Source organism: Ponticaulis sp. (assembly GCF_029210165.1).
In the GTDB taxonomy this organism is placed as follows: Bacteria; Pseudomonadota; Alphaproteobacteria; order Caulobacterales; family Hyphomonadaceae; genus Ponticaulis.
Map to the genome: position 1 here is coordinate 137,925 of NZ_JARGNT010000001.1, position 24,725 is coordinate 162,649.

Consider the following 24,725-nt stretch of genomic DNA (forward strand, 5'->3'; position numbering starts at 1 on the left):
AAAGATCAGGTCATAGGGAAACAGCCATGCGTGAACTCAATCATTTCGTGAACGGACAGTCGGTCAGCGGCACATCAGGGCGCTTTGCCGATGTGTATGATCCGAATACCGGTGAGGTTCAGGCACGTGTGTCACTCGCAACGCCTTCGGAACTCGATAGCGCGGTGCAGGCAGCGGTGAACGCACAACCGGCATGGGCTGCCACAAATCCGCAAAAACGCGCCCGCGTCATGTTCGAGTTCAAACGCCTGCTCGAAGCCAATATGGACGAGCTGGCGCACATGCTCTCCGCAGAGCACGGCAAGGTGATCGCGGACTCAGTCGGCGATGTTCAGCGCGGCCTTGAGGTAATCGAGTTTGCGTGCGGCATCCCTCACCTACTGAAAGGCGAATATACTGAAGGCGCTGGCCCTGGCATCGACGTCTACTCTATGCGCCAGCCTCTGGGTGTGACGGCGGGCATCACCCCGTTCAACTTCCCGGCCATGATCCCTATGTGGATGTTCGGCGTATCGATCGCCTGCGGCAACACCTTCATCCTGAAGCCGTCTGAAAAAGACCCGTCCGTGCCGATGCGCCTCGCAGAGCTGTTCCTTGAAGCGGGTGCACCAGAGGGCGTTCTGAACGTCGTGAACGGCGATAAGGAAGTCGTTGATGCAATCCTAGACCATGCTGACATCAAAGCCGTCAGCTTTGTCGGCTCGTCTGACATTGCCCAATATGTCTATTCCCGCGGCACGGCCAACGGAAAGCGCGTTCAGGCGATGGGCGGGGCGAAAAACCACGGCATCATCCTGCCGGACGCAGATATGGATCAGGTCGTCAAAGATATTGTCGGCGCAGCCTACGGCTCTGCAGGCGAACGCTGCATGGCGCTGCCGGTGGCCGTTCCCGTTGGCAAGAAAACAGCCGACGAATTCGTTGAACGCATGATTGCCGAAGCACGCGCCCTGAAGGTTGGTGTATCGACGGACAAAGACGCCCATTACGGGCCGGTCGTTTCCGCTGCCCACAAGGAAAAGGTCGAAAACTACATCCAGATGGGCGTGGATGAAGGCGCAGACCTGCTGCTGGATGGACGCGGACACATGCTACAGGGCCATGAGAACGGTTATTTCATCGGACCGAGCCTGTTCGACAACGTGAAGCCGGGCATGAAGACTTACGAAGAAGAGATTTTCGGCCCTGTTCTGCAAGTCGTGCGCGCTGAAACGCTGGAAGAAGCCGCCGAGCTTCCAAACAAGCACCAGTATGGCAATGGCGTTGCGCTCTTCACACGAAACGGTCAGGCTGCACGCGAGTTTGCGTCTAAAGTAAATGTCGGCATGATCGGTATCAATGTGCCAATTCCCGTGCCAGTCGCCTATCACAGCTTCTCCGGCTGGAAGCGGTCTGCCTTTGGTGACCACAACCAATATGGCATGGATGGTGTTCGCTTCTGCACTAAGGTCAAAACCGTGACACAGCGCTGGCCGGAAGGCGATATTGGCGACCAGTCCTTCATTATTCCGACGATGCGATAGGTGACCGCAATGACCTACAACACGATCACATTTGAACAGCAGGGCCGCGTGGCAGTGGTTACACTGAACCGACCGGACAGCCTGAATGCGCTCAACGCTGAGGTCATGGCTGAAATCGCAGATTGCTTTGCCGCGATTGATCGGAATAAGGACATCGCTGTGTCTGTACTGACCGGGGCAGGCCGCGCGTTTGCCGCCGGTGCCGACATCAAGGAAATGCAGCCGCAAAGCTTCTCCGACATGTATGTCGAAGACTATTTTGCGGGTTGGGACAGGTTCGCAGCTTGCCGCAAACCCGTCATTGCGGCGGTGAACGGCTTTGCCCTCGGTGGCGGGTGTGAGCTCGCCATGATGTGCGACCTGATTATCGCGTCTGACAAAGCCAAATTCGGCCAGCCGGAAATCAAGCTCGGCGTAACGCCCGGTATGGGCGGCTCGATCCGCCTCACCAAAGCGGTAGGCAAAGCCAAGGCTATGGACCTCGTACTCACCGGTCGGATGATTGATGGCGAGGAAGCCGACAGGATTGGTCTTGTCTCTCGCGTCGTCCCGCATGATGAGCTGATGCAGACAGCCCTCACCGCAGCCACTGAAATTGCCGGTTTCTCCCTGCCATCTATTTTGGCGGCGAAGGAAATGGTCTCACGCGCGCTGGAGCTTCCAACAACCGAGGGCGTTAAGTTCGAACGCCGCCTCTTCCAGGGCCTGTTCGGCACGGAAGACCAGAAGGAAGGCATGGCTGCCTTCTCTGAAAAGCGCGCACCCGATTTCAAGGATAAGTAATTCACGCCATGACGATACTGACCGAAGAACAAAGCCTGATTTCAGAAACCGCCGCCAAGTTCACAGCAGATATGCTGCGCCCCAACTCGGCGCGTTGGGAAGAGGAACGCACGCTGGATCGCAGCGTTCTGGAAGCGCTGGGCGAGCTGGGCTTTGGCGGCATTTATCTGAGTGAAGACCTCGGCGGCTCGGGCCTGTCGCGCTTCGATGCCGTCCTTATTTTCGAACAGCTGTCCAAAGGCGATATCTCTCACGCGACCTTCCTCTCCATTCACAATATGGCGGGCGCGATGATTGACAAATTCGCGTCTGAAGAGCTGCGCCAGCATTACATTCCGAAGTTTGCGAGCTGCGAGCTGATCGCCTCTTACTGCCTGACAGAGCCGGGCTCTGGCTCGGATGCAGCAAGCCTTCGTACGCGCGCCGTGCGTGATGGAGACGATTATGTGTTGAACGGCTCTAAAATGTTTATCTCAGGCGCTGGCTTCTCTGATGTTTACGTGGTGATGGCCCGCACCTCTGATGATGGCGCACGAGGCATCTCAACCTTCATCGTAGAGAAGGGCACTGAAGGCCTCTCCTTCGGCAAGAAGGAAGAGAAAATGGGCTGGCATGCCCAGCCGACAGCCGTCGTGAGTTTTGACAATTGCCGCATTCCGGCAACCAACCGCGTCGGCAATGAAGGCGACGGCTTCAAATACGCCATGGCGGGCCTCGATGGCGGCCGCCTCAACATTGCTGCGGCCTCTCTCGGCGGCGCGCAGGAAGCACTTGAACGCGCCCTCGCCTATGCCAAAGACCGCAAACAGTTCGGCAAGGCCATTGCCGATTTTCAGGCTACGCAGTTCAAGCTCGCAGACATGGATATCGAGCTGTCAGCCGCGCGTGCGCTTCTCTACACAGCCGCGCAGAAACTGGATGCAGGTGCGCCTGATGCCAGTAAAGCCTGCGCATCTGCCAAGCGTTTCGTCACAGATACCGGCTTCAAAGTTGCGAACGATGCCCTGCAAATCCATGGCGGCTATGGCTATCTGCGTGAATACGAAGTCGAGCGCATCGTTCGCGATCTGCGCGTCCACCAAATCCTTGAAGGCACGAACGAGATTATGCGCGTCATCGTCTCCCGCGACCTTCTGAAAGACTAGATATATGACTGATGCCCCTGTTCTCATCCGCCGCGAAGGCCGCGTCGGACGGATCACACTTAACCGCGCGGGTGCGCTCCACGCTCTTAACAAGGAGATGTGCGAGATCATGATCTCCGCGCTACAGGACTGGCGCAATGATACCGCTGTGGAGCTGGTCCTGATCGACCATGCCGAAGGAACACGAGGCTTCTGCGCAGGCGGTGACGTACTTCTGCTCGCCGAAAGCGGCAAAACCGACGGTAAGGAAGGCGCCCAATTCTTCGCAGTCGAGTACCAGCTCAACACGCTGATCAGCGAGTATCCGAAACCGTATATCGCGCTGATGGATGGCATCACCATGGGCGGCGGCGTTGGCGTTTCAGTTCACGGTACGCACCGTGTCGCGACCGAGCGCACCGTGTTTGCTATGCCAGAAACAGGCATCGGCCTCATTCCGGATGTTGGCGGCGGCTATTTCCTGCCGCGCCTTGAAGGTGAGCTTGGCACATGGCTGGCGCTGACTGGCTCGCGCCTGAAAGGTAAAGACGTTCTGGCGGCAGGCATCGCTACCCACTATTGCGACAGCGCCTCGCTTGGCGAACTATCCAGCGCTATCTGTACTGACGGACTATCCGCACTGAACGGCCTCGAAACGACCGCCAACGGTTCGTTCGAGGCTCATAGCAAAGAACTCGATAGCCTGTTCAAAGGTGACAGCGTCGAAGGCATCATCGAGGCGCTGCAAACAGGCGGCGACTGGGCCAAGGCGCAGGCTGAAACACTCGCCTCAAAATCCCCGCTCTCTATGAAGCTATCTCTTCGTCAGGTGCGCGAAGGCGGGACCGCCTCTTTCAGAAAGGTGATGGAGATGGAATACCGCATCGCCAGCCGCCTCATCAAAACCGACAATTTTCAGGAAGGCGTCCGCGCGGTTCTGGTTGATCGGGACAATGCGCCGAACTGGTCGCCCTCCCCGCTCAGCGCGATCAGCGAGAGTGAAATCGATGCGTTCTTTGCACCGCTTGAGACCGGCCCGCTCACATTTGTGGAGACGAACTGATGACTAAAATTGCATTTATCGGCCTCGGAAACATGGGCTCGGGCATGTGCGCCAATCTTGTCGGCGCTAGTCATGAGGTCACAGCTTTTGACCTGAGCCCTGACGCCGTCAAACAGGCGGAAGCTAAGGGCGCACAGAGTGCAGCGTCCCTCAGCGAAGCAGTTTCCGGCGCCGAGATCGTCGTCACCATGCTGCCAGCCGGTAAACATGTGCTTGAAGTCTATTTCGGCGCTGAGGGCGTTGCAGCGCATGCGCCGTCGACGGCTGTATTCATCGACTGCTCGACCATCTCCGTCGATGAAGCGCGCGAAGCGGCGGACAAAGCCAAAGGCGCAGGTTTCCTGATGGTTGATGCGCCGGTTTCCGGCGGCACAGCGGCAGCCGAAACAGGCGCGCTGACCTTTATGGTGGGCGGTCCTGATGCCGCCTTCGAGGCTGCAAAGCCATTCCTCGACATCATGGGCAAGAACGTTTTCCACGCAGGCCCTGCCGGGAATGGTCAGGTCGCAAAGATCGCAAACAACATGCTGCTCGGCATTTCCATGGTCGGGACATGCGAAGCGTTCAACCTCGCCGAAAAGCTGGGCCTCGATGCACAGACTTTCTTCAACATCGCGTCCACTGCATCAGGCCAGTGCTGGTCGATGACAAGCTACTGCCCGGCCCCTGGCCCTGTTCCTGCAGCACCTTCAAATCGCGACTACCAACCAGGCTTCGCGGTAGCGATGATGCTGAAAGACCTGAAGCTCGCACTGGGCGCAGCCGAGACTGCGGGCGCAAATGTCGACTTCGGCAAGCTGGCGGAAGCAACCTATGCAAACCTATCAGCAGACGGTTTTGACGGTCTCGATTTTTCCGGCGTCATGAAACGCGTCCGCGGCGAAATCTGAGCCTGATTCAAAATCAGACCCCAAAAGAAAAGAGCTTCCCGACATAGCCGGGAAGCTCTTCTTTTTTGACGCTTAGCGCAGACCTTAGAAGTCTTTGCTGAACGTCAGGGAGAAATTACGCGGACGCGCATAGATGCCTTCCGAGTAGCCGGTTGCGGTCGACGCAGAAGTCGTACCGGATACCAGATACAGTTCATCCGTCAGGTTTTCGCCGCGCAGGCTGATGCGCCAGTCCTGATTGATGTTTGCCAGCGTCAGAGAGCCGTTGACCAATGTGAGGGAGCTTTCACCGATGTCGTTACCGGCATCGAAGAAGATTGATTCACGATAGGTCACGTCGATACGCGGTGTGAGCTCGAAAGAGTTAGGCAGCTCGAAGACGTGAGACACGCCGAGGTGCATTTCGCTTTCAGGCGCACGTGGCAGACGATCGCCAACCTGAGTGGTCGCTGTCGGCGTTTGCGCACCGAGGTTTGGAACCTGAGCAACAGAGTCCATTTCAGCTTGCAGAAGGCCAATCGAGAAGTCGACCGTCGTCTGGTCGGTCGGCATGTAGTAAACTTCAAGCTCTGCACCGTTAATGGTTGCTTCGCCTGCGTTGAACAGAAGCGGAGCCGGACCAACACGATATGTCAGCTGGATGTCTTCATAAGAGTTAGAGAAGACAGCGCCGTTGACGCGGAGGTTGGAGCTTGGGTTCGCCTTGAAACCAATCTCGAGAGACTGAGCAGTTTCTTCGTCAAACGCCAGCGGGTCACCGGATGCCTGCAAAAGCGCGTTGTAACGCTGGTTGAAACCACCGGACTTGAAGCCCTGCGAAATGGACGCATAGCCCATAACGAAATCGTTGAAGCGATACGCGACGTTCGCAGAACCCGTGACAGAGTCGAAGGTTTCAGTGTGAACATCACGCGTCACGAAGAGACAGCCTGGTGTTGGCGCGCCGACAACAGGGCAAAGTGTTGTTGGTGGTGCAGGTTCCGGGCTACCGACGACAGGCACGTTGAACCAGGTACCCTGAATGTTTTTCTCTTCTTCAGTGTAACGCAGGCCACCTGTGATGCTGAGCTGCTCGCTCAGGTCGTAGGTCCACTCGGTGAAAAGAGCAAAAGCTTCAGTGCCAAGCTCAATGTCGTTGGTGTCGTAGGATGTACCCGGCGTGCCGAGGTCTACAACCACGCGGTCATTATTGGTCTCATCGAAATAGTAGACCCCGATCACACCATTGAGGCGGTCGCCGGAATACTGGGCCTGAAATTCCTGAGAGATCTGATCGCTTTCAGATGCATAACGGGTTGCGAGGATGAGGAGCGGCGTGTTGTCCGCATCACGTGCACCCGTCCACTGAAGGTTACGGATGGACGAAATAGACTTGAGCGTCCACTGCTCGTTCATATCGTAGGTAACGACTGCAGACAGACCACTGTTTTCAAGCGTTGAGTAGGCTTCGCTTGTACCACCGTTCTGGAACGGACCGAGATACTGGAAATCGTTCGCACAACGTGGATCGTCTACGTTCGGAACCGGAACCGGCGGCGGGAAAGACGAGCCCGGGCAGCCCGCGAACGCACTTGCGATCATCGGGAAGGCCACAGTTTCGTTGATGTCGAGGAAGACAAACGGAGAACCGTTCTCGTCTTCTTCTGAGTAGTCAGCGCGCAGAAGCACGTTGATGTCTGATGTCGGGTTCCAGTCGAGCGTGATCTGACCTGTCAGGCTGTTCTCGTCGCCAAGGTCGGTACCGTCCACAACGCGTGTCACATAGCCATTGCGGCTGCGCGCACCGATAGATGCACGAACACCGACTTCATCCGTGTCGAGAAGGTCCATAGCAAGGAAACCTTCGATCAGATTGTCTTCGCCATAGCCGACGCGCACAGTGTTACCAGCGCCTGGACGGTTCGTCGTCATAAGGACTGCGCCACCAATCGTGTTACGACCGAAGAGCGTACCCTGCGGGCCACGAAGAACCTGAGTGGAAGAAATGTCGCGGAAGTCCATCGCGCCACCGACAGAGCGGCCCATATAGACTTCGTCGATGTAGACACCAACGCCCGGATCAACGCCCGGTGTCGCGTCGGTCTGGCCGATACCACGGATGAAGACCTGCGCCGCAGAGTTGTTACCTGTCAGCGTGCCGTATGTCGCGAACTGAAGGTTAGGCACGATGTTTGTGAGGTCTGTCGTTGCAGAGATACCCTGACGCTCAAGGTCTTCAGCAGTCGCGACGCTTACGGAAATTGGAACGTCCTGCAGGCTCTCTTCGCGGCGACGCGCAGTAACCTGGACAGTTGTCATTGTACGTTCTGATGCTTCAGCTTCTGACGCCGCTTCCTGTGCCACAGCACCGAAAGTCATAGTCGAGCCGAAAATTGATGCACCAAGAATCGTGCCCGCGAGGAGCTTACGTGTGTTCATTCTTTCCTCCCAATAGGAAATCACCTGGATCTGTTTTTTCAGAGCTGTCGCTCATTGTTCTGGATGAACCGGGTAAGCATGAGTCTCCCCGGATAACGCTGTACGTCATAGCATTTTGATTACTATACGCAACAGCAATTTTTCGCTATTAGGAATAATGTTTATTCTGTTGTGATATTTTAGTTACAGGCAAAATCAAGCACTTCCTGCATGGACGCTGCATTATTCTGATCAGCGCGCATTTGCTCGAGCCATGCTTTAGTCTTGCCCGGTGCTCCGGTGATCAGATACTCGCCAGCAATACGCAGACGTTTGGAAGCCGGGTCATCGCCCGTCAGTTTTGCAAGACGCGTCGCACCCCATACGCGAGCGGCATAACCGGCAAGCGCCAGAAAACTGGTCGCACTCGCGTCGGTTTTCTGCTGTTCGCCTGAGAGAGCTTTCAGCTCGTCTGATGCCAGTTTGAGAGTCTCGTAAGCCTCCAGCGCAAGCGCTCCAAACCCTCCGCCAAGCGCTTGAGCATCGGCAGTTGCGAGTTCGATGAAGACCTCCAGCCCCGCACCACCGTCGCGGCTGAGCAACCGGCGATAAACAAGGTCCTGAGCCTGAATGCCTGTCGTCCCTTCAAAAACCTGGAAGACACGCGCGTCACGTAAAGCCTGCTCAACCGGCCATTCGCGCGTATAGCCTGCACCGCCCAACACCTGAATCGCGGCGCTCGCAGTATCGAACGCAATTTCGCTTCCCATTGTCTTGAAGGACGGCAGCAGCCACGCCGTCAAAAGACCGGACTTGGAGCGCATCTCCTCGTCCGGGCTATGCGCCGCAATATCGATATGACATGCTAGCGTGAGCCCAAGAGCGCGTAGCGTCTCCACGTCCGCGATCATCTCCATCAGCTGACGCTGAACGTCACCATGCCTGATGATGGCGACCGGTGTTTCACCCTTGCCGCCCTGCAAGCGTTCATTGGCATACTTAAGCGCGACGTCAGCCGCGCCGCTCGCAATACCAAGCCCCTGATTGCCAACGAACAAACGCATATTGGCGATCATGACAAAAAGCTGCGGGAGACCGCGCTCGCGCTTGCCGAGCAACCAGCCTTTCGCGCCCTCGAAACCAAGCGCGCAGGTTGGAGAGAGGTGCAAGCCAAGCTTCTCTTCAATACGGCGGACGAAGATGTTGTTGTCTTCTCCGTTCCAGAGGCGCGGAACAAAAAACAGGCTGAGGTCCTTGTCGCCTTCTGCACGTGCCAGCAGGCAGTGACCGATATTTTCCGTCAGGTCCTGATCTCCAAATGATATCCACTGTTTCTCGCCGGTGATGGCCCAGACAGTGTCCTCAATATGGCTGGCAGAGGTACGAATGCGGCGCACATCAGATCCGGCGCCGACTTCTGAGATACATATCGAGGCGGCATATTCGCCGCTGATCAGCTTGGGAATCCACTCGGTCTTCAGCTCGTCAGTACCAAAAGCGTTGAGCAGCTTTGCAGCGGAACGGTTTGGCGTAGGAAGCATGGATGCTGCAGGGCAGCTACGATCAAAAATCTCCTGCACGCAGATGGTTGAGAAAAGCGGCAGCCCCTGTCCTTCAAATTCTTCAGGAACATCCATGGCGAGCCAGCCGGAATCCTTCATGGCATTCCATGCTGTTTTCATTTCCGGCGGGGTGATTACACGCCCATCAACAACGGTCGCGCCAATCGAGTCGCCAGTATCATTCAGCGGAACAAGGAATTCCTGGGCAAATTTCGAAGCCTCGCTTAGAATTGCGGAAACGGTTTCGTCATCGGCTGACGCAAAGGTTTCAGACAAGCCTGTGACAATATCCTTCTCCGGAATCACGCAGAGTGTGCGTTCCATCAGGGATATATCAGCGATTGGTGGCTGGCTTCGCATATGCCTACCTCTTTTGTCTGGGAGCCCCGAAGCGCTCCTGTATTGAACAACCGAGTGTGAGCACCAGTCAGGCCACACCCTCCCTGCCGGACGCTTTGTGGTTCGGCTTATATAATTTTGATTCCGATAGGTGTGGTTCGACCGAATGCAACACCCAGAAAAGCTATGCCATATAGCATCGAAATGCTATTCTCAACAGCTATTTTGGCTTTCCATTATTTCCCGAATTGCGTCACCAAAGTTGGGACGCAACGAGCCCCCCTCCGGAAACCAGGCATTCAGAACCGATATGACCGATGACACATTCAGAACTCCCGTTACCGACTTTCCGGGCTATCGCCTGCGCGTGGCATCGCAGGCCGCGATTTCGAAGCTGTCAGCATCACTCGGAAAAATCGGCTTACGTATCGCGGAAGCAAGCGTCATGGTGGCCATCCAAGCCAATCCGGGATGCCGTCAGAGCCAGATAGGCAAAGCCCTGCATATCGCTAGTGCGAACCTGACCCCATTGCTCCACCAGCTCGAGGGTCGCGGGCTCATCACACGTACGCCATTAGACGGGCGAACAAATGCGCTCACGCTCACAGAAGCAGGTGATCAGGTCGCCTGCGAGTGCCTCACAACGATGAAAAATCACGAGAAGGTTCTCGCCGAGCTATTGGCTCCGATTGATGTCAAGGACTTCAAACAGGCGATGACGCGCATCAATGATACGCTGAATCACTAAAGCTCCCACGCGTCACCAGAAGGCAATAACCTGAAGCCCGACAAGAAGCGTCAACGCGATGGCCATTACACCATCGCGCGATGTCAGGCTGGCAGTATCGCGCACCAGCAATCTGTCTTCTGGCGGAACATGCCGCTTAGACATGAGCGATACCACGATCAAAGCCACGAGGCTCACCGTCGCCACCGGCAAAGGCACATGCAGATAGTGCGTCGTGAAGTAGCCGGTGTGCTGAAGAATGCCGATCAGGATCGCGGTCGCGACACCAGACACAAGCGCCGCAAGCGCACCTGACGATGTTGCCCGTTGCCAGAACCAGCCGCCAAGATACACGACGACAATCGGCGCCACAGCGTAAGACAGTACGCCCTGCACATATTCAAACAGTGTTCCGAAATGACCAATCTGCGGCGCCCATATCGCGCTGAAACAGATGATAATCATGGTGATGATGCGGCCGGTCCAGACCAACTGCTTAGGTGTCAGCTCCTTACGCCCACGGTGCACAAAATCCATGGTGATGATTGTCGACGCCGCATGAAGCGTTGAATCAACGCTCGCCATAATTGCTGCCACGAACCCCGCCAATACCAGACCGAGAATACCCGTTGGCAGAAGTTCAAACAGCAGTGTCGGGTAGATCCGGTCCGCCTGACTCAGGCCCGGAAACAGGCTAACCGCAGCAACACCCGGCAGTACAATGATGAAAAGCACGACGACTTTCATGAAGCCGGCCATCATAAGGCCGCGGCGTGCATCACCTTCAGATTTCGCGGAGAGAACCCATTGCACCATATTCTGATTGGCGAACCAGAAATACGCACAGAGAATTGGAACGCCGGTGATCAGTCCCGTCCATGGCACCGCGATATCGTCTAATGGCCGGATGAGCGACAGGCTTTCTTCCGGAGCTGAAGCAACGAACGCGCTCCACCCTCCCACCGCGTGGAAGGTATAGCCCGCGACGAGAAACGAGCCGACGGCGATCACAACGGTCTGGATCACATCGGTTCGGGCAATCGCGGAAAGACCGCCAAGAACCGAATACGCCCCGACGAGCAGCATGATCACGAAAATAATCAGATTGACCGAGGCGAAGGGGAAAACCTCCCGCAGCAGCATACCGCCCGCATACAGCGCACTCGCCATATCAATGAAGATGATCAGAAAGATCACAAAGGCCGAATAGGCGATCTTCACCGTCTGGCCGAAGCGCTCCTCCAGATACTGAGAGATCGTATAGACCTGACTGCGCCTCAGTGCCCCCGCCAGCACCATGGCAAATACGACCATGGCAATAATGCCTACCCACTCATAATTATATATCGCAATGCCGGTGAGATAGGCCGCGCCTGTGAGGCCGATAATCGCTGCTGCGGAGAAATTGGTGGCGAACAGGGAAATCCCAATCTGCCACCAGCGCAGCTCTCGCCCTGCCAGAAAATAAGCCTGCGTCGTCGCGAACTTTTTCCGGCCTACCAAACCCACCGTAAGGAGCAGACCAATTACGCCCGCGAGAACGAAAAGGTCGGTCTGGCTCACGCCATTTCCATCACGTCAGCGCTGGCGCAATACTGGCTGATATAGTCTTCATGTTTTGGCAGTCGCGCGGCCATACGGGACGCATCGGTTTTAATCTGGTTCAGAAAATAGGTGAGCTCGTCATCCGTCATCTTGTCCGCAATCGGGTGATAGGATTTCGGCTCCAGCCCCTGCCCCAGCATGACCTGCGTCCAGGAGTTCTCTGCAAAGAGTTCCTCGCCCTTCCTGAAGACACGTGCGGACTCGCAGAACAAGTCGATCTTCTGCTGCAGAGAGTCAGGAATGTCCATCTCTGCGCAGAAGCGCCAGAACGCGCTGTCACGGCGCTCGGTCACATGATAGTGCAGGATCAAGAAATCCCGGATCGTGATCATGTCCTCAAAGGTCTGATCATTGAATTCGCGAATGTCAGCGTCCACCAGATGCGTCGTCGGAAGCAGACGCACCAACCGCATGATAGACTTCTGGATAAGGTGGATTGATGTCGACTCCAGAGGCTCCATAAAGCCCCCCGCAAGACCAACCACAACGCAGTTCTTATGCCATTGCTTCCGGCGCGCGCCTGTCTGGAAGCGAATGTGCAGCGGATCGGTCAGTATCTCGCCTTCGACATTCGCCAGCAGGCGTTCTGCGGCTTCATCACGGTCAAGATAGCGTTCGCAATAGACAAGACCATTGCCCGTCCGGTGCTGAAGCGGAATGCGCCATTGCCAGCCTTCGGCATGGGCAATCGAACGCGTGTACGGCACAGGCGCACCGACAGATTTCGTCTGCACCGCCACCGCGCTATCGCATGGCAGATAATGGCTCCAGTCGTCATAGCCAACATGCAGCGCCTTACCCATAAGAAGCGACCGGAAACCGGTACAGTCGATGAAGAAATCGCCTTCAATCACATCGTCGGCTTCAAGTTGCAGCGCCTCGATATTTCCTGTTTCGGCGTTCAGACGGACATCGCCAATCTTACCTTCCCGGCGCACAACGCCATGCTTTTCAGCAAATCGACGCAGGAAAGCAGCGTAACGGCTTGCATCCAGATGATAGGCATAATTAATACCGTTATCAGGAAGCTGGGCGAAGCGGTTCTGGTTCGCCGCGAGCACCTCAAGACAGTAATCGCCATAGTCCGTAGAGATGCCGCGCTTTTTGCCAGCCAGCCAGAAATGCTGGAAGCCCGCCGTCCAGTGGTCCTTACCAGCATGGCCGAACGAATGCAGATATTTGTGGCCGACGTCTTTCCAGTTCTCGAATTCAATACCGAGTTTGAACGTCGCCATGGTCTCGCGCATGAACTCGGCTTCGTTGATGCCCAGAATGTTGTTGTAGCGAAGGATAGGCGGAATGGTCGCCTCACCCACACCAACGGTGCCGATCATTTCGGATTCAACAAGCGTGATGGAAATCTCGCTTCCCATCGTTTTGGAAAGCAGCGCCGCTGCCATCCATCCTGCTGTACCGCCTCCCGCAATGACGTAGTTTTTTATTTTTTTCTGCATCGTCAGAACCTACTCGTTTGTCAGCATTCTCAGAAGAAAATTTCTAATCTTTCCAGCACTTTCGGGTGTCATGGGGTCCAGAATTCCCCGCCCGTGCTCCGGAATATGTTCACGCACGTCAGGACCGTTCTCAAACACGTAGTAATCGAACAGATCGCGCCAGTGGCGGCGCTCATCCTCCGGCAGATCACGGATTGCCATGATCGCATGATTTAGTGCGTTCTGCGGCGCGCCAAGATATTGTGGCGTCTCACGCCACCAGTAATTGATCATGGCATTGAACGGTGAAAGCCCGTCGACTTCGTGCCACCACATGGATGGAATGAAGATCGCATCGCCAGGCTCAAGCACAGCAGTTTGCGCGGCTGCAAGCGCCTCTTTATAGCGCGGATAGGTCTCAAAATCCGGATCATGCAGATCGACCATGCTGATGGCACGGCCAGCCGGTGTGTTGTCGATCGGGCCAATATAGAGGTTCCGGAATTGCTCTGGTGGAAACAGGGTGAACCGGCGACGCCCGACAGCTACGCAGGCAATGTTGTCCGGAAAATCATTATGCGGCGCGACGCGTGTTTTAGTACCGATCCAGATGGATTCCAGCGGCTTGATCGCGCCGAAGTCGACATGGTTTTCTTCATGCAAACCATCGAAGAACTGATGGATATCCACCGAGCTCATATAGACAATCTGCTGGGCGTCATCGGCTTCAACGCGGTCAATGCGTTCAAACACCAAAGGCAGACGCGCTTTGCCCATCTGCGTATTCATGGACATATCGTGCTGATAGAACATGCGGCCGTCATGTTCGGGCGAGCCGATATTCACCACAAACGGCACATCACGCGCCTTGGTGAGCAGATATTCCCGCGCGGCTTTGCCAGACTGCAAGCCGGCCTGCACTAGCGGCCAGTCTTTCACCAGCCCGCGCACGACGAACGGTCTGTTCTCAGCCATGTGCGGACGCAGCTCTTCAAAGCTCGTCGCCTGCACCTCTTTCAGAGGCACAACATCTTCAAGAGATAAGACCTCAGAGCTCATAGCTGTCGATTTTTGCCTTCTTACGGATCAGCTCGCCGAGCTGTGACAGAGATGCGAGCGCCATATAAGTCGGTTGCAGATAACCTTGGGCCTGAAGGTCAGCCAGCGCTTCTCCGGAGAGTCCCGACAGCTTTTCCTCATTGATTGCATGGAAGCCAACTAGGCTGTTCTTAGACCCGTCCGGCATGGTGACATCAATCGTCAACGGCTCGAGCAGATCATACTTTTTCAGCACGGCGATATAGCCCGCTGACGCCTGAAAGCCGGTGTCAAGATATGCCAATTTCTTGGAGATTGTTTCCAGATACTCGGTCGGATGACCTGCATCATCAAAGATGCGCTCGCCCTCGCCTTCATTGACCCGGTCATTGTCGAGATCGATCACCACTTTCGGATCTCCGCCTTCGCCCTGCGGACGCCCAATCAGGAAGGGCTGAATATCCATGGCCAGCGGGATGTACCGAGCATCCCATTTGTTGTCGGTGAGGAATTGGTTTTCGCCATTTTCCAGACCGAACAGTGCCATGCAATGGAAGACTGTGCGGCTCTCATTCATGCGGAACAGGATCGGATATTCGCCCTGCACATTCCGGAACTCGTCCGGAAACGTGATGCAGCACATTACGCCGTCACCCGTCAGGCCGTTACGCTCGTGCGATACGCGCAGCGCTTTGTGGTCGATCGGGTTTACAGCAACATGGTTCGTCATGAATGACCTCAAAAATTACAGCGCCGGCTCGGCGGAATAAGCAGAAAGATAGGCACGGTTGGTCGGCAGACCGGATGCAAAGCTCCGCTGCTTGCGGATGACATTCTGCATCTCTTTCTGGAGCTGGTCCTGCACACGCGGCTGAAGCGTCGGGTGCATCTGGTGCTCCATTCCCATTCCGTACATGATGAAGAGATAGCTAGGCGCAGGGAAGACCTCGCTCGCATGCTCGAAGTCGTGCGGGCCCGGCGGGCGGTGCTTCCAGATTTCCAGAAGATTGCGCAGACGCTCCGGAATAGTCTCCGGATCACGGTTTTCCTGCCAGTATGGCTCGGTGCGCTTACTAAGAACGTAGTGCAGCTTCAGGAAGTCGACGATGCGCTCCCAGCGATAAGTGAAGAGCTGGTTGAACCGGCCCGCCTCAAGCGACATCACTGCACGCGATACCGGCAGGTTTTCTGCAATCATCTCGGCAGACAGCTCTACCATTACAATGGCCGATGCTTCGAGCGGCTCAATAAAGCCCGCAGACAGGCCAACAGCTACGCAGTTGCGGTGCCAGAACTCGTCTCGATAGCCGGATGTGAAGGTCAGATGGCGCACTTTGACATCTGAATTGCCCATGTAATTGCGAAGCGTTGCTTCTGCTTTATCAGCATCCATGAAACCGGATGCGTACACGCAGCCAATACCGCGGCGTGTGGTTAGGCCGATATCCCAGATCCAGCCTGCTTCATGCGCAGTCGACACGGTCTGAGAAACAATCGGGCTATCCGGCGCCACAGGCAATTGCGCAACGATAGCGCTATCATTGAACAGGATATGGCTCTGATCATGCAGACCGACGCCATAGTGCTGCCCCAGCATGAGCGAGGCCTGCCCAGTGCAGTCAACGAACAGATCGCCTTCAATCAAACCTGCATCGCGGCAACGCACGGCAGATACATCTTCATCCGGCTTGCCGACAATCTCTGTTACATGGTCCTGAACATAACGAACGCCCAGCTTACCCAGAACATGGCTTTTAAGCAGGTGGGCAAGCTTCACCGCATCAAGGTGATAGGCATAATTCATCGCGCCCAGATAATCCGGCATGCCCTTCTGGCGCGGACAAAGATTGTTCAGCGGCGCAGACCCTTGGGCGCAGACCGCTCCAGCAAAGCTTTTTTCCGGCGCATGCGTCTTCCACGCATGCAGGACGTCCGTCCCGTTTTGTGAAACCGGAAGATCGAACGGATGATGGTAACTGTCCGCAGCGTCGCCCGTTACCCAGCGATCAAACCGCGAGCCCTGTTTGAAAGACGCATCGCAGGTTTTCAGAAACTCGGCTTCGGAAATACCCATACGCGACAGTGTTCGGCGAATGGTCGGCCAAGTGCCCTCACCCACGCCAATTGTCGGCACGTCGGGAGATTCGATCAGCGTAATCTGGATGCCGTTTTCAGAACGGTCAGGATGGCGCGCAGCAATCGTTCCGGCTGTAATCCAGCCTGCCGTACCACCACCTACAATGACGATATGTTTTACCGCCTTTTCCATTTTCCTACCCGATAGATTTGAGCTCTTTGCGAGCTCTTATTATTCGTCGCCATGCATACAGGCGCGCCCTGTTTCAGGGTCTTCTTCACATTGATAGACCCGAACCCAGTCGACAAGCAATTCCGCCGGAAAACTATCCGGATCAAAGCCGCCGCGGTTATTATCTTCTGAAAGACCACCGCCAACGGCGAGGTTCAGCATGAGATAAAATGGCTGGTCAAACGGCGCATTCGGAAACGCGTCCGGATCAGCATTACCGGAGTACCAGTCCTCGGCAGACATGGAGAAAATCTGATTGTCGTCGACATACCAGTCGATCTGACCTTCGCCCCATTCCACAGCGAAAACGTGGAAACGGTCGCCAGCATCCGGACCACCCGGAAGCGGCTCAAAATTCACATCATGCGTATTGTCTGGCCACTCACCACCAAAGTGTAGTGCACCCGAGCTACGGTTCTCACCTTCGTCGAACGGACACTCGTCGCAGACTTCGCCCAGATTCACGGCTTCCATAATGTCAATTTCACCGGAAGCGGCCCACGGGCCATAGGTATTGTCCGCCGGAAGCATCCAGAAGGCAGGCCACGTGCCCTGCCCTGATGGCAGCCTCATGCGCGCCGCAAACCGGCCATAGGTCCAGTCAGCGAGGCCGCGCGTGCGCACTTTGCCCGATACATAGGATTGTTGAACAGTTTCACCGCGTCCACCTTCCCATTCATGGGGGTATTGCGGTCCGGACACTGTCTGCCTGTAACCAATGAGGCGCAACTGACCATTGGCAAGCTGCACAGTCTCCGGCCAGTCCACATAGCACTGACGCTCGTCATTGCCGCCCCCCCAGCACGATTCCTCGACCTCCCACTTGGAGTGGTCGAGGAATGCGCCTTCAAACTCGTCCGACCAAACCAGATTCCATCCAGAAGCAGGGAGGATGAAGTCCGATCCGTCAGACGGCTCGGGAGGAAGAGGGAGCCCCGAACCCGTCGTCACACCAGATAGCGTCTGGCAGGACGCGAGAACGAGAAAAGCGAGTGATGCAGCGAGACGCATGACCTGAAACCCTCTTCAATCGAACAACCGAGCTAAGCATAAGAGGGAGATAGCCCGGTTGTCCGTTTCGTCACCTTCTAAAAGGTTTTGCGAGCACCGATCGCCCAGCGCGCATCACCCTGGCTCATGAAGAAGACATTGTTTTCGTGACGACGATGTCCACGGCGGTTCTCGCCGGTCACGTTAATGCCTTCCATGAAGACGGAGACCCCGTTTTCGAAATCATAGCTTGCGCTAAGATCCAGCTGACCATAGGCCTCAACATAGAACGGGTTAGGTCCACCGCCAGCGAGGAACTCGTCACGCCAGTTATACGCAGCACGGACCTGGAAGCGTTCGTTCTCGTAGAAACCGATCAGGTTCGCACTGTCACTCAGGCCTGGAACTGCAAACTGGGTCACAGTGTAAGGCTGGGTGTTGTCATAGGTGAAGTCAGAGTCCGTCAGTGTGTAGTTGAAGACCACACCGAAGCCTGTGTCACCGAAGATGTGCTGTACCGCAAACTCGAGGCCGCTGAACTCAGCTGTCTGGCTGTCAGCAACCGGAATAGTCGTCTGCAGAACGATAGGCGCATCGCCCGGCTGACCGATCGGATTGCCCTGAGCGTCGAGCGTGCCCGGATAGTTCGCAATAATGTAGTTGCGAATATCGTCGAGCGTCGCGTTCGCCCCGAGTGCTGCACGTGCATCGTCTGCGCGAGGACCGTTCGACGGGTTCGTCAGATTGCTCAGCGTCTGGTCGAAGCGACCTGTACCGATGAAGTTCTCTACGTTCTTGTTGAAGTAACCGAGAGACACATAGCTGTCGTCCGCATAGTACCACTCCGCAGAGAAGTCGATATTTTCAGACAGGTATGGATCAAGACCCGGGTTGCCCTGAGAACCAAGTGCTTCTGCCGCACGGAACGGGATCACATAATCGATGCCAGCCTGCATGTTGTCATAAGTCGGACGTGTGATCGTCTGGCTGTAAGAGGCACGAACTTTCACGAATTCCATTGGCTGGAAGTCAAAGTCGATAGATGGCAGCAGGTGATCATAGCTGCCTTCGGCAACCGTGAAGCTCGGAGTCGCGTCGAACGTGTAATAGAACTCGTTCGGTGCCGCCCAGATTGTGCCATTCGGCTGTTGCTGGAGCGCGCTGGACGTAACTTCAGTCTCTTCATAGCGAAGGCCGACTGTCAGGTTCGCATCACGACCCATCAGGTCAAATGTGTTGTTCGCCTGGAAGTAAGCGCTGATCGTGTCCTCAGTGATCTCACGATTGACAGTCTGTTCCGCAAGACATGTGCCCGGCATAGCCGTGCCAGTCCAAGGGCTTGAACAGATGCCGAACTGGGATTCCATCAGGTCAGCGAGCTGTTCGAAGTTGAAGCGGTACATACCCTGAAGCATGTTCGGATCGTTCGCACCGGAGATGCCTTCAAATTTGTCCGGGAGAGATACCCACTCGAACAGATCATCCGGATAATCCGCTGGTGTACCAAGACCGCCCCATGAGTCGGTCTGGATGAAGCCGTAAGCAGAGTTCACACGGTTCTCGATGGAAGACACACCGAAGTCGACGCTGTCGATAAAGCGGTGATCGAATTCATAAGAACCCATCGCACGGATCTGAGTGATCTCATCACGCATTGTCGCATTACGGAAAGAGCTACCAGAACCGACGCGGTTCGCGACATCTTCCGGATCAGGCAGACCATTGCCATTCACAATTGAAATGACCGGAAGATCGTTTTCGAAGTTGATGGACTGCTCGGAGACACCAAACACCGTTGTGCCGAGGGAAACGCTTGAGCCGAAACGGTTGGTCGGCAGCGATTCTGCGGTTGAATTGTGCGCATCAAACTCGAGGCTGAGGCGATCATTAACGTCCCATGCGAGGTTGAAGCCGATAGAGTTATTCTCTGAACGGTTTGCGATCAGTGCGCCTGAGTAAGACAGGTCAGTCGCGCCGAAGAACTCTGTGTAATAGAGCGGGCCAGCAACCGGTCCGTCTGTCCATGCGCTGTTTGTCTGCGCGTGGTCAAACCAGATGCCCGCTGTGCTGCGGTTCACTTCAACTTCGTTCTGAGAGTAGGTGTAATCTACTGTCGCACGGATGTTGTCTGTGAAGTCATACTGAAGTGTAAGCTGGCCGTTTACACGCTTACGATCGAAATCTGCGAGTTCGTAGTCAGCGTTCTGAGGAACCTCGTAAACATCGTTGTCGCCTGGGCGGTTCACAACGCCGCCATTGAAGTTCCATGAGCCAGGAACTGGCAGAGCGCCCCACTCGTTCTGGAACGCCGGAGACCCGAGGTAACCGTCACGCCAGCCAACGTTTGACTGCGCTACGCCGCCGCGGCGGTGCTGATAGCTTGCAGAAAGAGATACACCAAGACGATCGTCAAAGAAGGTGTTGGAGTAGAGACCGGAGATTTCCGGCGTCAGATCTGTATCGTCGAGCTGGCTCTCGTCGTAAACGCCCTTCAGACCGATTGTCGCGCTGAGGCCTGGAGATTCGAGCGGACGCGTTGTACGGATATTGATGGTCGCACCGATACCGCCTGTCGGAATGATCGCGCGGCTTGTCTTGTAAACTTCAACAGCAGAGATCGCTTCAGAAGCGAGGTTACCGAAGTCGAAAGAACGGCTTGATGGCGGGCTCGCGCCGTCACCCAGTGTAGACGTCGGCATTTGACGGCCATTAAACGTTACGAGGTTGAAGTCAGCGCCGAAACCGCGAACGGTTACAGAAGAGCCCTCGCCAAGAGAACGGTCGATAGAAACACCGGAAATACGCTGCAGAGATTCAGCGAGGTTCGTGTCAGGGAACTGACCGATATCTTCAGCTGTGATCGCGTCGACAACACCTTGTCCGTCACGCTTGAGCCCCAAAGCGTCGCGAAGGGAGCCACGAATACCAAGTACTACGACTTCGTCTTCGACGCGCGCCTCGTCCTGCTGTTCTTCTGGAATCTGCTCTACGTCTTGCGCATAAGCGGATGCCCCGAAACCTGCCACCGCAATGACAGACACACCCGCGAGCAAACGCGCGAGCGGATTTTTATTTTCGCGATACATAGAACCTCCCAGTTCATACAGATCCGCCGGTTGTCCCCCGGCAGTAGATTTTATTTCTGGATCGTAGGGAAAAATAATTGTCCACTTATGTCAAGCCAAAAGTCCAATCAGGGACAATTCGATTGTCTCGCCGAAAGAAATCCGACTCACCTAAAAAGACAATTCGTGCTGGCCCTGCCTAGCTTTTGACCGGACCAGTCGACGCACGAACAATCAGCTGGTGCGGCAGAACAATTGTTTCAGAGACCTGTTCGTCGCTTGGGCGATTCTTCATGAACGCGCTGACAGCCGCCTCGCCGATCTTCTCGAAAGGCTGAGCGATTGTCGTGAGATCAGGCCACATAACGCTTGCGATAGGCGCATCATCAAAGCCCGCCACCGACAGATCTTCAGGCACACGCAGGCCGAGACGATTCGCAGCCATAACCACAGCCGACGCCATCTCGTCATTCGCTGCAAATATTGCCGTCGGCGGGTTCGCCGAAGACAACATTTCTTCGGCGCATTGGAGAGCTGCACGGAACCGGAACCGGCCTGACTTCACAACCATGAACTCGTCTGTAGCGAGACCTGCTTTAGCCATTGCTTCCTCAAAGCCCTGGCGACGCAGAATGGTTGCCACGTGATCCGGATGCCCACTGATATGGCCGATACGCTTATGCCCTAACTCAATGATATGATTAGTTATTTCTCGAGACGCCCGGAACTCATCCATCACGATAGAGATGTCTCCGGATACCGGACGCGATGGCGAAATCAGGACGTGGCGCACGCCGCGCTCACGCAGCAATTCATGTAAATCAGCTGAATCGCACATAGGCGGAACGAGGATAAGATTGCGCACGCCGGTACGGTCCAGAAAGGCTTCCAGCTGGTGACGCCAGTCAGTGCTTTTCTCGTCAAACAGTTCGACTGCAAGGTAGCGCCGCGCGTCCGAACAGGCCTTCAGAACCGCGTGATTGAGGCGCGCCTGATAGCCCGATGACGGGTCGCCATACAGCATACCGATACTAAGAGACTCGCCAATGCGGCTTGCAGGTGTCGCAAAGCCGGGCTGAAAGCTCAGCTCCTCGATGGCGCGTTCGACCTTATCACGCGTCTTGGAGCTAATGTGCTCATAGTTATTCATCACGCGCGATACGGTCTTGGTGGAAACGCCGGCGCGCTGCGCAACTTCAGCAATAGTGGCCATGAACTCTCTCGTTTGGGAAACGCTATACCGATTCCGATAATTCATAATGTCAGGTCAAGGACAAAATGAGATTGACTTTGTCCATTATCGGACAATAAGGTCAGCGAAATTGTCCTGACAAGGGACTAAATTCAAAATACGGGACGGAAAAATGCGCGTGATGAAACTTGTCACCACCCTTATGCTTGGCGCTGCGCTGACCAGCTGCATGCCAGAGCAAGGCACGAGTGACGCGCCAGTAACTCAAACCGCAGACAGCGTAGCGGATCGCGCATTGGCGCTTCTGAACCAGATGACCTTGGAAGAGAAAATCGGTCAGGTCATTCAGGCGGACATATCCGCCGTTACCCCGGAAGACCTGCGCACCTATAACCTCGGTTCCGTTCTGAATGGCGGCAACTCTGCGCCGGGCGGCGGCAAGGTCGCAGAACCTGAAGAGTGGATCGAACTGGCAGACGCCTTCTGGGATGCATCCACCGACACATCGGATGGCGGTGTCGGCATTCCGGCAATCTGGGGCACGGACGCCGTGCACGGCCACAACAATGTGCAGACAGCGACTATCTTCCCCCACAACTCTGCGCTCGGCGCGACACATAATGCGGACCTGATGCGCCAGATCGGCGACGTCACAGCACTCGAAATCCGCGCAACTGGTCTCGACTGGACATTCGCGCCAACACTCGCCGTTGCCCGCGATGACCGCTGGGGACGCGCATATGAGTCTTATTCTGAGAACCCTGAACTCGTCGCCGAATATGCGGCCGCTATTATTGAGGGCCTTCAGGGCCTGCCGGGCGATCCTGACTTTCTGATTGGCGAAAACGTTATGGCGACCGCCAAGCATTTCGTGGCAGATGGCGGCACGCAATATGGTATCGACAAGGGCGATACGGTTGGCGACCTGCAGGACATCCTCGACATTCACGCCGCAGGCTATGGACCAGCGATTGAACTGGGCATCCAGTCTGTCATGGCGTCCTTCTCTTCCGTAAACGGCGAGAAAATGCACGGATCAGAGCACCTGCTTCAGGATGTTCTGCGCGACCAATACGGCTTTGAAGGCTTCGTCGTAGGTGACTGGAATGGTCACGCCGAAGTTCCAGGCTGCACCGCGACCGATTGCGTTGCGTCTCTCGACGCTGGCGTAGACATGTACATGGCGCCAGATAGCTGGCGCGGCGTCTACGACTCCCTGCTCGCTACAGCTGAGGCTGGCGAGCTTGACCTTGAGCGCCTTGATGAAGCGGTGTTGCGAATTCTCGAAGCCAAGATCCGCTCCGGTCTTCTGGATGCGGGCCGCCCGTCAGATCGCGCAACCAGCGACGTCTCTATCCTTGGCAATGACGAGCACCGCGCCGTCGCGCGTCAGGCTGTACGTGAGTCTCTTGTTCTTCTGCGCAATGATGACAGCCTTCTGCCTCTGGCCCCGGGCCTGAATGTCATGGTTGCAGGTAGCGGCGCTGATTCCATGCAGCAGCAGACAGGCGGCTGGACACTTAACTGGCAAGGCACAGGCAATTCCAATGAGGAATTCCTGACAGGCGAGACAATTTTCTCCGGCGTTTCAACTGCCATGGCAGACATTGGCGGCGAGGCCTTCCTCTCTGAAGATGGCAGCTACGAAAGCCGCCCTGACGTCGCCATAGTCGTTTTTGGCGAGCAGCCATACGCAGAATATCTCGGCGACCGTACTGACCTCGTCTTCGAATTCGATGATGGCGAGAACCTCCAGCTCATCCGTGAGCTGAAGGCCGATGGTGTACCGGTTGTTTCCGTCTTCCTGACAGGCCGCCCGCTTTGGGTGAACCCGCACCTGAACGCATCCGATGCTTTTGTCGTCGGCTGGCTTCCAGGCTCTGAAGGCGGCGGCGTGGCTGACGTGCTCGTTGCTGATGAAAACGGCGAAGCTCGTCATGACTTCAATGGTCGCCTCTCTTTCTCATGGCCATCTGACGGCATGGGCAACCCGATCAACTCACCGGAAGACGAAGGGGTACTCTATCCGTTCGGCTATGGCCTGACGTACGCAGAAAGTTCTGAATTCACAGAGCTTTCCGAAGAATCCGGTGTCGATCAGAATGCACGTGCCTTTGACGGTTCTATCGTCGATCGTGGTCGCACAGCCCCTGCCTTCCTCCCTTATCTTGGCGACTCGTCCAACGCGAACCTGCCAATCATGGCGAACGCGCTCGACAGCATTGGCGGCGGCATTTCTATCCGCGGCGTTGATTATCGCGCTCAGGAAGATGCACGCGAACTTACATGGTCCGGCAATGGTGCAGCAAGCTTTGGGCTTCGCGCTCACCGCCCGATTGACCTCGCAAGCTTCGGCGATCTCGACGACCTAGCGATCACTGTGGACTGGCAGCTCGGCCTTGATGACGGCGATAACGTCGAAATCGGCATGGCTTGCGGCGAAGGCTGCGGCGCGACGGTTGATGTCAGCGAACAGCTCCGCGAACTGCCTCAGGGCGAATGGACGACGTCCAGCATCGCAGTGTCCTGTTTCGTTGAAGAAGGCCTCACGCCCGAGAACGTCACACGTGCATTTAGCCTGACGGGCGATACAGCAATGGACATTACGGTGCACTCGGTCAGCATCGAAGCAACTGAAAATACAACAATAAGCTGCCAGTAACGCAGCAAACTCACGGGGGAGGAA

Annotated in this window: 17 protein-coding genes; 7 read left to right on the forward strand and 10 right to left on the reverse strand. The window is 55.9% G+C overall.

Going from position 1 to position 24,725, the window contains the following annotated elements:
* Positions 1-26: 26 nt before the first annotated feature.
* From P1U45_RS00675 to mmsB, 5 genes are read left to right on the forward strand one after another with little or no spacing between them, the layout of a single operon-like run.
* Complete coding sequence (locus P1U45_RS00675) at positions 27-1,523, forward strand: CoA-acylating methylmalonate-semialdehyde dehydrogenase (RefSeq protein ID WP_301057019.1); 1,497 nt, start codon at positions 27-29, stop codon at positions 1,521-1,523.
* A 9-nt stretch (positions 1,524-1,532) separates the two neighbouring features.
* Positions 1,533-2,306 (forward strand): enoyl-CoA hydratase, encoded by a 774-nt coding sequence (locus P1U45_RS00680; protein ID WP_301057020.1) that lies wholly within the window; start codon positions 1,533-1,535, stop codon positions 2,304-2,306.
* 8 nt (positions 2,307-2,314) lie between these two features.
* A complete protein-coding gene (locus P1U45_RS00685; RefSeq protein ID WP_301057021.1) occupies positions 2,315-3,451 on the forward strand; it encodes an acyl-CoA dehydrogenase family protein in 1,137 nt (378 codons plus the stop codon).
* 4 nt (positions 3,452-3,455) lie between these two features.
* On the forward strand, positions 3,456-4,493 hold the full coding sequence (locus P1U45_RS00690; protein WP_301057022.1) for an enoyl-CoA hydratase/isomerase family protein: 1,038 nt from the start codon (positions 3,456-3,458) through the stop codon (positions 4,491-4,493).
* Positions 4,493-5,383, forward strand: coding sequence for a 3-hydroxyisobutyrate dehydrogenase (mmsB, locus tag P1U45_RS00695; RefSeq protein WP_301057023.1), 891 nt, complete (start codon positions 4,493-4,495; stop codon positions 5,381-5,383). The genes P1U45_RS00690 and mmsB overlap by 1 nt, the downstream gene beginning before the upstream one ends.
* Positions 5,384-5,467: 84 nt before the next feature.
* On the opposite strand, the gene P1U45_RS00700 is transcribed toward mmsB, so the two are convergent.
* Positions 5,468-7,801: a TonB-dependent receptor gene (locus tag P1U45_RS00700; RefSeq protein WP_301057024.1), complete on the reverse strand. Its 2,334-nt coding sequence runs from the start codon at positions 7,799-7,801 to the stop codon at positions 5,468-5,470.
* Between the two features lie 179 nt (positions 7,802-7,980).
* On the reverse strand, positions 7,981-9,702 hold the full coding sequence (locus P1U45_RS00705) for an acyl-CoA dehydrogenase family protein (protein WP_301057025.1): 1,722 nt from the start codon (positions 9,700-9,702) through the stop codon (positions 7,981-7,983).
* Between the two features lie 289 nt (positions 9,703-9,991).
* On the opposite strand from P1U45_RS00705, the gene P1U45_RS00710 reads away from it, so the two are divergent.
* Positions 9,992-10,429 (forward strand): MarR family winged helix-turn-helix transcriptional regulator, encoded by a 438-nt coding sequence (locus tag P1U45_RS00710; protein ID WP_301057026.1) that lies wholly within the window; start codon positions 9,992-9,994, stop codon positions 10,427-10,429.
* A 12-nt stretch (positions 10,430-10,441) separates the two neighbouring features.
* On the opposite strand, the gene P1U45_RS00715 is transcribed toward P1U45_RS00710, so the two are convergent.
* The 8 genes from P1U45_RS00715 to P1U45_RS00750 all read right to left on the reverse strand — a co-directional run bounded on the left by P1U45_RS00715 (position 10,442) and on the right by P1U45_RS00750 (position 22,060).
* Positions 10,442-11,971 (reverse strand): sodium/solute symporter, encoded by a 1,530-nt coding sequence (locus tag P1U45_RS00715; protein WP_301057028.1) that lies wholly within the window; start codon positions 11,969-11,971, stop codon positions 10,442-10,444.
* On the reverse strand, positions 11,968-13,467 hold the full coding sequence (locus P1U45_RS00720) for a tryptophan halogenase family protein (RefSeq protein WP_301057029.1): 1,500 nt from the start codon (positions 13,465-13,467) through the stop codon (positions 11,968-11,970). Before P1U45_RS00720 ends, P1U45_RS00715 begins: the two co-directional genes overlap by 4 nt.
* A gap of 9 nt (positions 13,468-13,476) precedes the next feature.
* Positions 13,477-14,505: a cupin-like domain-containing protein gene (locus tag P1U45_RS00725; RefSeq protein ID WP_301057030.1), complete on the reverse strand. Its 1,029-nt coding sequence runs from the start codon at positions 14,503-14,505 to the stop codon at positions 13,477-13,479.
* The gene (locus P1U45_RS00730) at positions 14,495-15,214 is read right to left on the reverse strand and encodes a SapC family protein (protein ID WP_301057031.1); all 720 of its coding nucleotides are present in this window, start codon (positions 15,212-15,214) and stop codon (positions 14,495-14,497) included. The genes P1U45_RS00725 and P1U45_RS00730 overlap by 11 nt, the downstream gene beginning before the upstream one ends.
* 15 nt (positions 15,215-15,229) lie before the next feature.
* Positions 15,230-16,753 (reverse strand): tryptophan halogenase family protein, encoded by a 1,524-nt coding sequence (locus P1U45_RS00735; protein WP_301057032.1) that lies wholly within the window; start codon positions 16,751-16,753, stop codon positions 15,230-15,232.
* A 39-nt stretch (positions 16,754-16,792) separates the two neighbouring features.
* Positions 16,793-17,803 (reverse strand): glycoside hydrolase family 16 protein, encoded by a 1,011-nt coding sequence (locus P1U45_RS00740; RefSeq protein WP_301057033.1) that lies wholly within the window; start codon positions 17,801-17,803, stop codon positions 16,793-16,795.
* A 77-nt stretch (positions 17,804-17,880) separates the two neighbouring features.
* Entirely contained in the window at positions 17,881-20,868 is a 2,988-nt protein-coding gene (locus tag P1U45_RS00745; protein WP_301057034.1) for a TonB-dependent receptor, read from the reverse strand.
* 178 nt (positions 20,869-21,046) lie between these two features.
* A complete protein-coding gene (locus P1U45_RS00750; protein ID WP_301057035.1) occupies positions 21,047-22,060 on the reverse strand; it encodes a LacI family DNA-binding transcriptional regulator in 1,014 nt (337 codons plus the stop codon).
* Positions 22,061-22,211: 151 nt separating this feature from the next.
* On the opposite strand from P1U45_RS00750, the gene P1U45_RS00755 reads away from it, so the two are divergent.
* Positions 22,212-24,701, forward strand: a complete 2,490-nt coding sequence (locus tag P1U45_RS00755; RefSeq protein WP_301057036.1) for a glycoside hydrolase family 3 protein — start codon at positions 22,212-22,214, stop codon at positions 24,699-24,701.
* Positions 24,702-24,725: the final 24 nt, after the last annotated feature.

Coding starts and splice junctions, on each gene's coding strand:
- P1U45_RS00675 (WP_301057019.1), top strand. CDS start 27: ATGCGTGAACTCAATCATTTCGTGAACGGACAGTCGGTCAGCGGCACA.
- P1U45_RS00680 (WP_301057020.1), top strand. CDS start 1,533: ATGACCTACAACACGATCACATTTGAACAGCAGGGCCGCGTGGCAGTG.
- P1U45_RS00685 (WP_301057021.1), top strand. CDS start 2,315: ATGACGATACTGACCGAAGAACAAAGCCTGATTTCAGAAACCGCCGCC.
- P1U45_RS00690 (WP_301057022.1), top strand. CDS start 3,456: ATGACTGATGCCCCTGTTCTCATCCGCCGCGAAGGCCGCGTCGGACGG.
- mmsB (WP_301057023.1), top strand. CDS start 4,493: ATGACTAAAATTGCATTTATCGGCCTCGGAAACATGGGCTCGGGCATG.
- P1U45_RS00700 (WP_301057024.1), bottom strand. CDS start 7,801: ATGAACACACGTAAGCTCCTCGCGGGCACGATTCTTGGTGCATCAATT.
- P1U45_RS00705 (WP_301057025.1), bottom strand. CDS start 9,702: ATGCGAAGCCAGCCACCAATCGCTGATATATCCCTGATGGAACGCACA.
- P1U45_RS00710 (WP_301057026.1), top strand. CDS start 9,992: ATGACCGATGACACATTCAGAACTCCCGTTACCGACTTTCCGGGCTAT.
- P1U45_RS00720 (WP_301057029.1), bottom strand. CDS start 13,467: ATGCAGAAAAAAATAAAAAACTACGTCATTGCGGGAGGCGGTACAGCA.
- P1U45_RS00725 (WP_301057030.1), bottom strand. CDS start 14,505: ATGAGCTCTGAGGTCTTATCTCTTGAAGATGTTGTGCCTCTGAAAGAG.
- P1U45_RS00730 (WP_301057031.1), bottom strand. CDS start 15,214: ATGACGAACCATGTTGCTGTAAACCCGATCGACCACAAAGCGCTGCGC.
- P1U45_RS00735 (WP_301057032.1), bottom strand. CDS start 16,753: ATGGAAAAGGCGGTAAAACATATCGTCATTGTAGGTGGTGGTACGGCA.
- P1U45_RS00740 (WP_301057033.1), bottom strand. CDS start 17,803: ATGCGTCTCGCTGCATCACTCGCTTTTCTCGTTCTCGCGTCCTGCCAG.
- P1U45_RS00745 (WP_301057034.1), bottom strand. CDS start 20,868: ATGTATCGCGAAAATAAAAATCCGCTCGCGCGTTTGCTCGCGGGTGTG.
- P1U45_RS00750 (WP_301057035.1), bottom strand. CDS start 22,060: ATGGCCACTATTGCTGAAGTTGCGCAGCGCGCCGGCGTTTCCACCAAG.
- P1U45_RS00755 (WP_301057036.1), top strand. CDS start 22,212: ATGCGCGTGATGAAACTTGTCACCACCCTTATGCTTGGCGCTGCGCTG.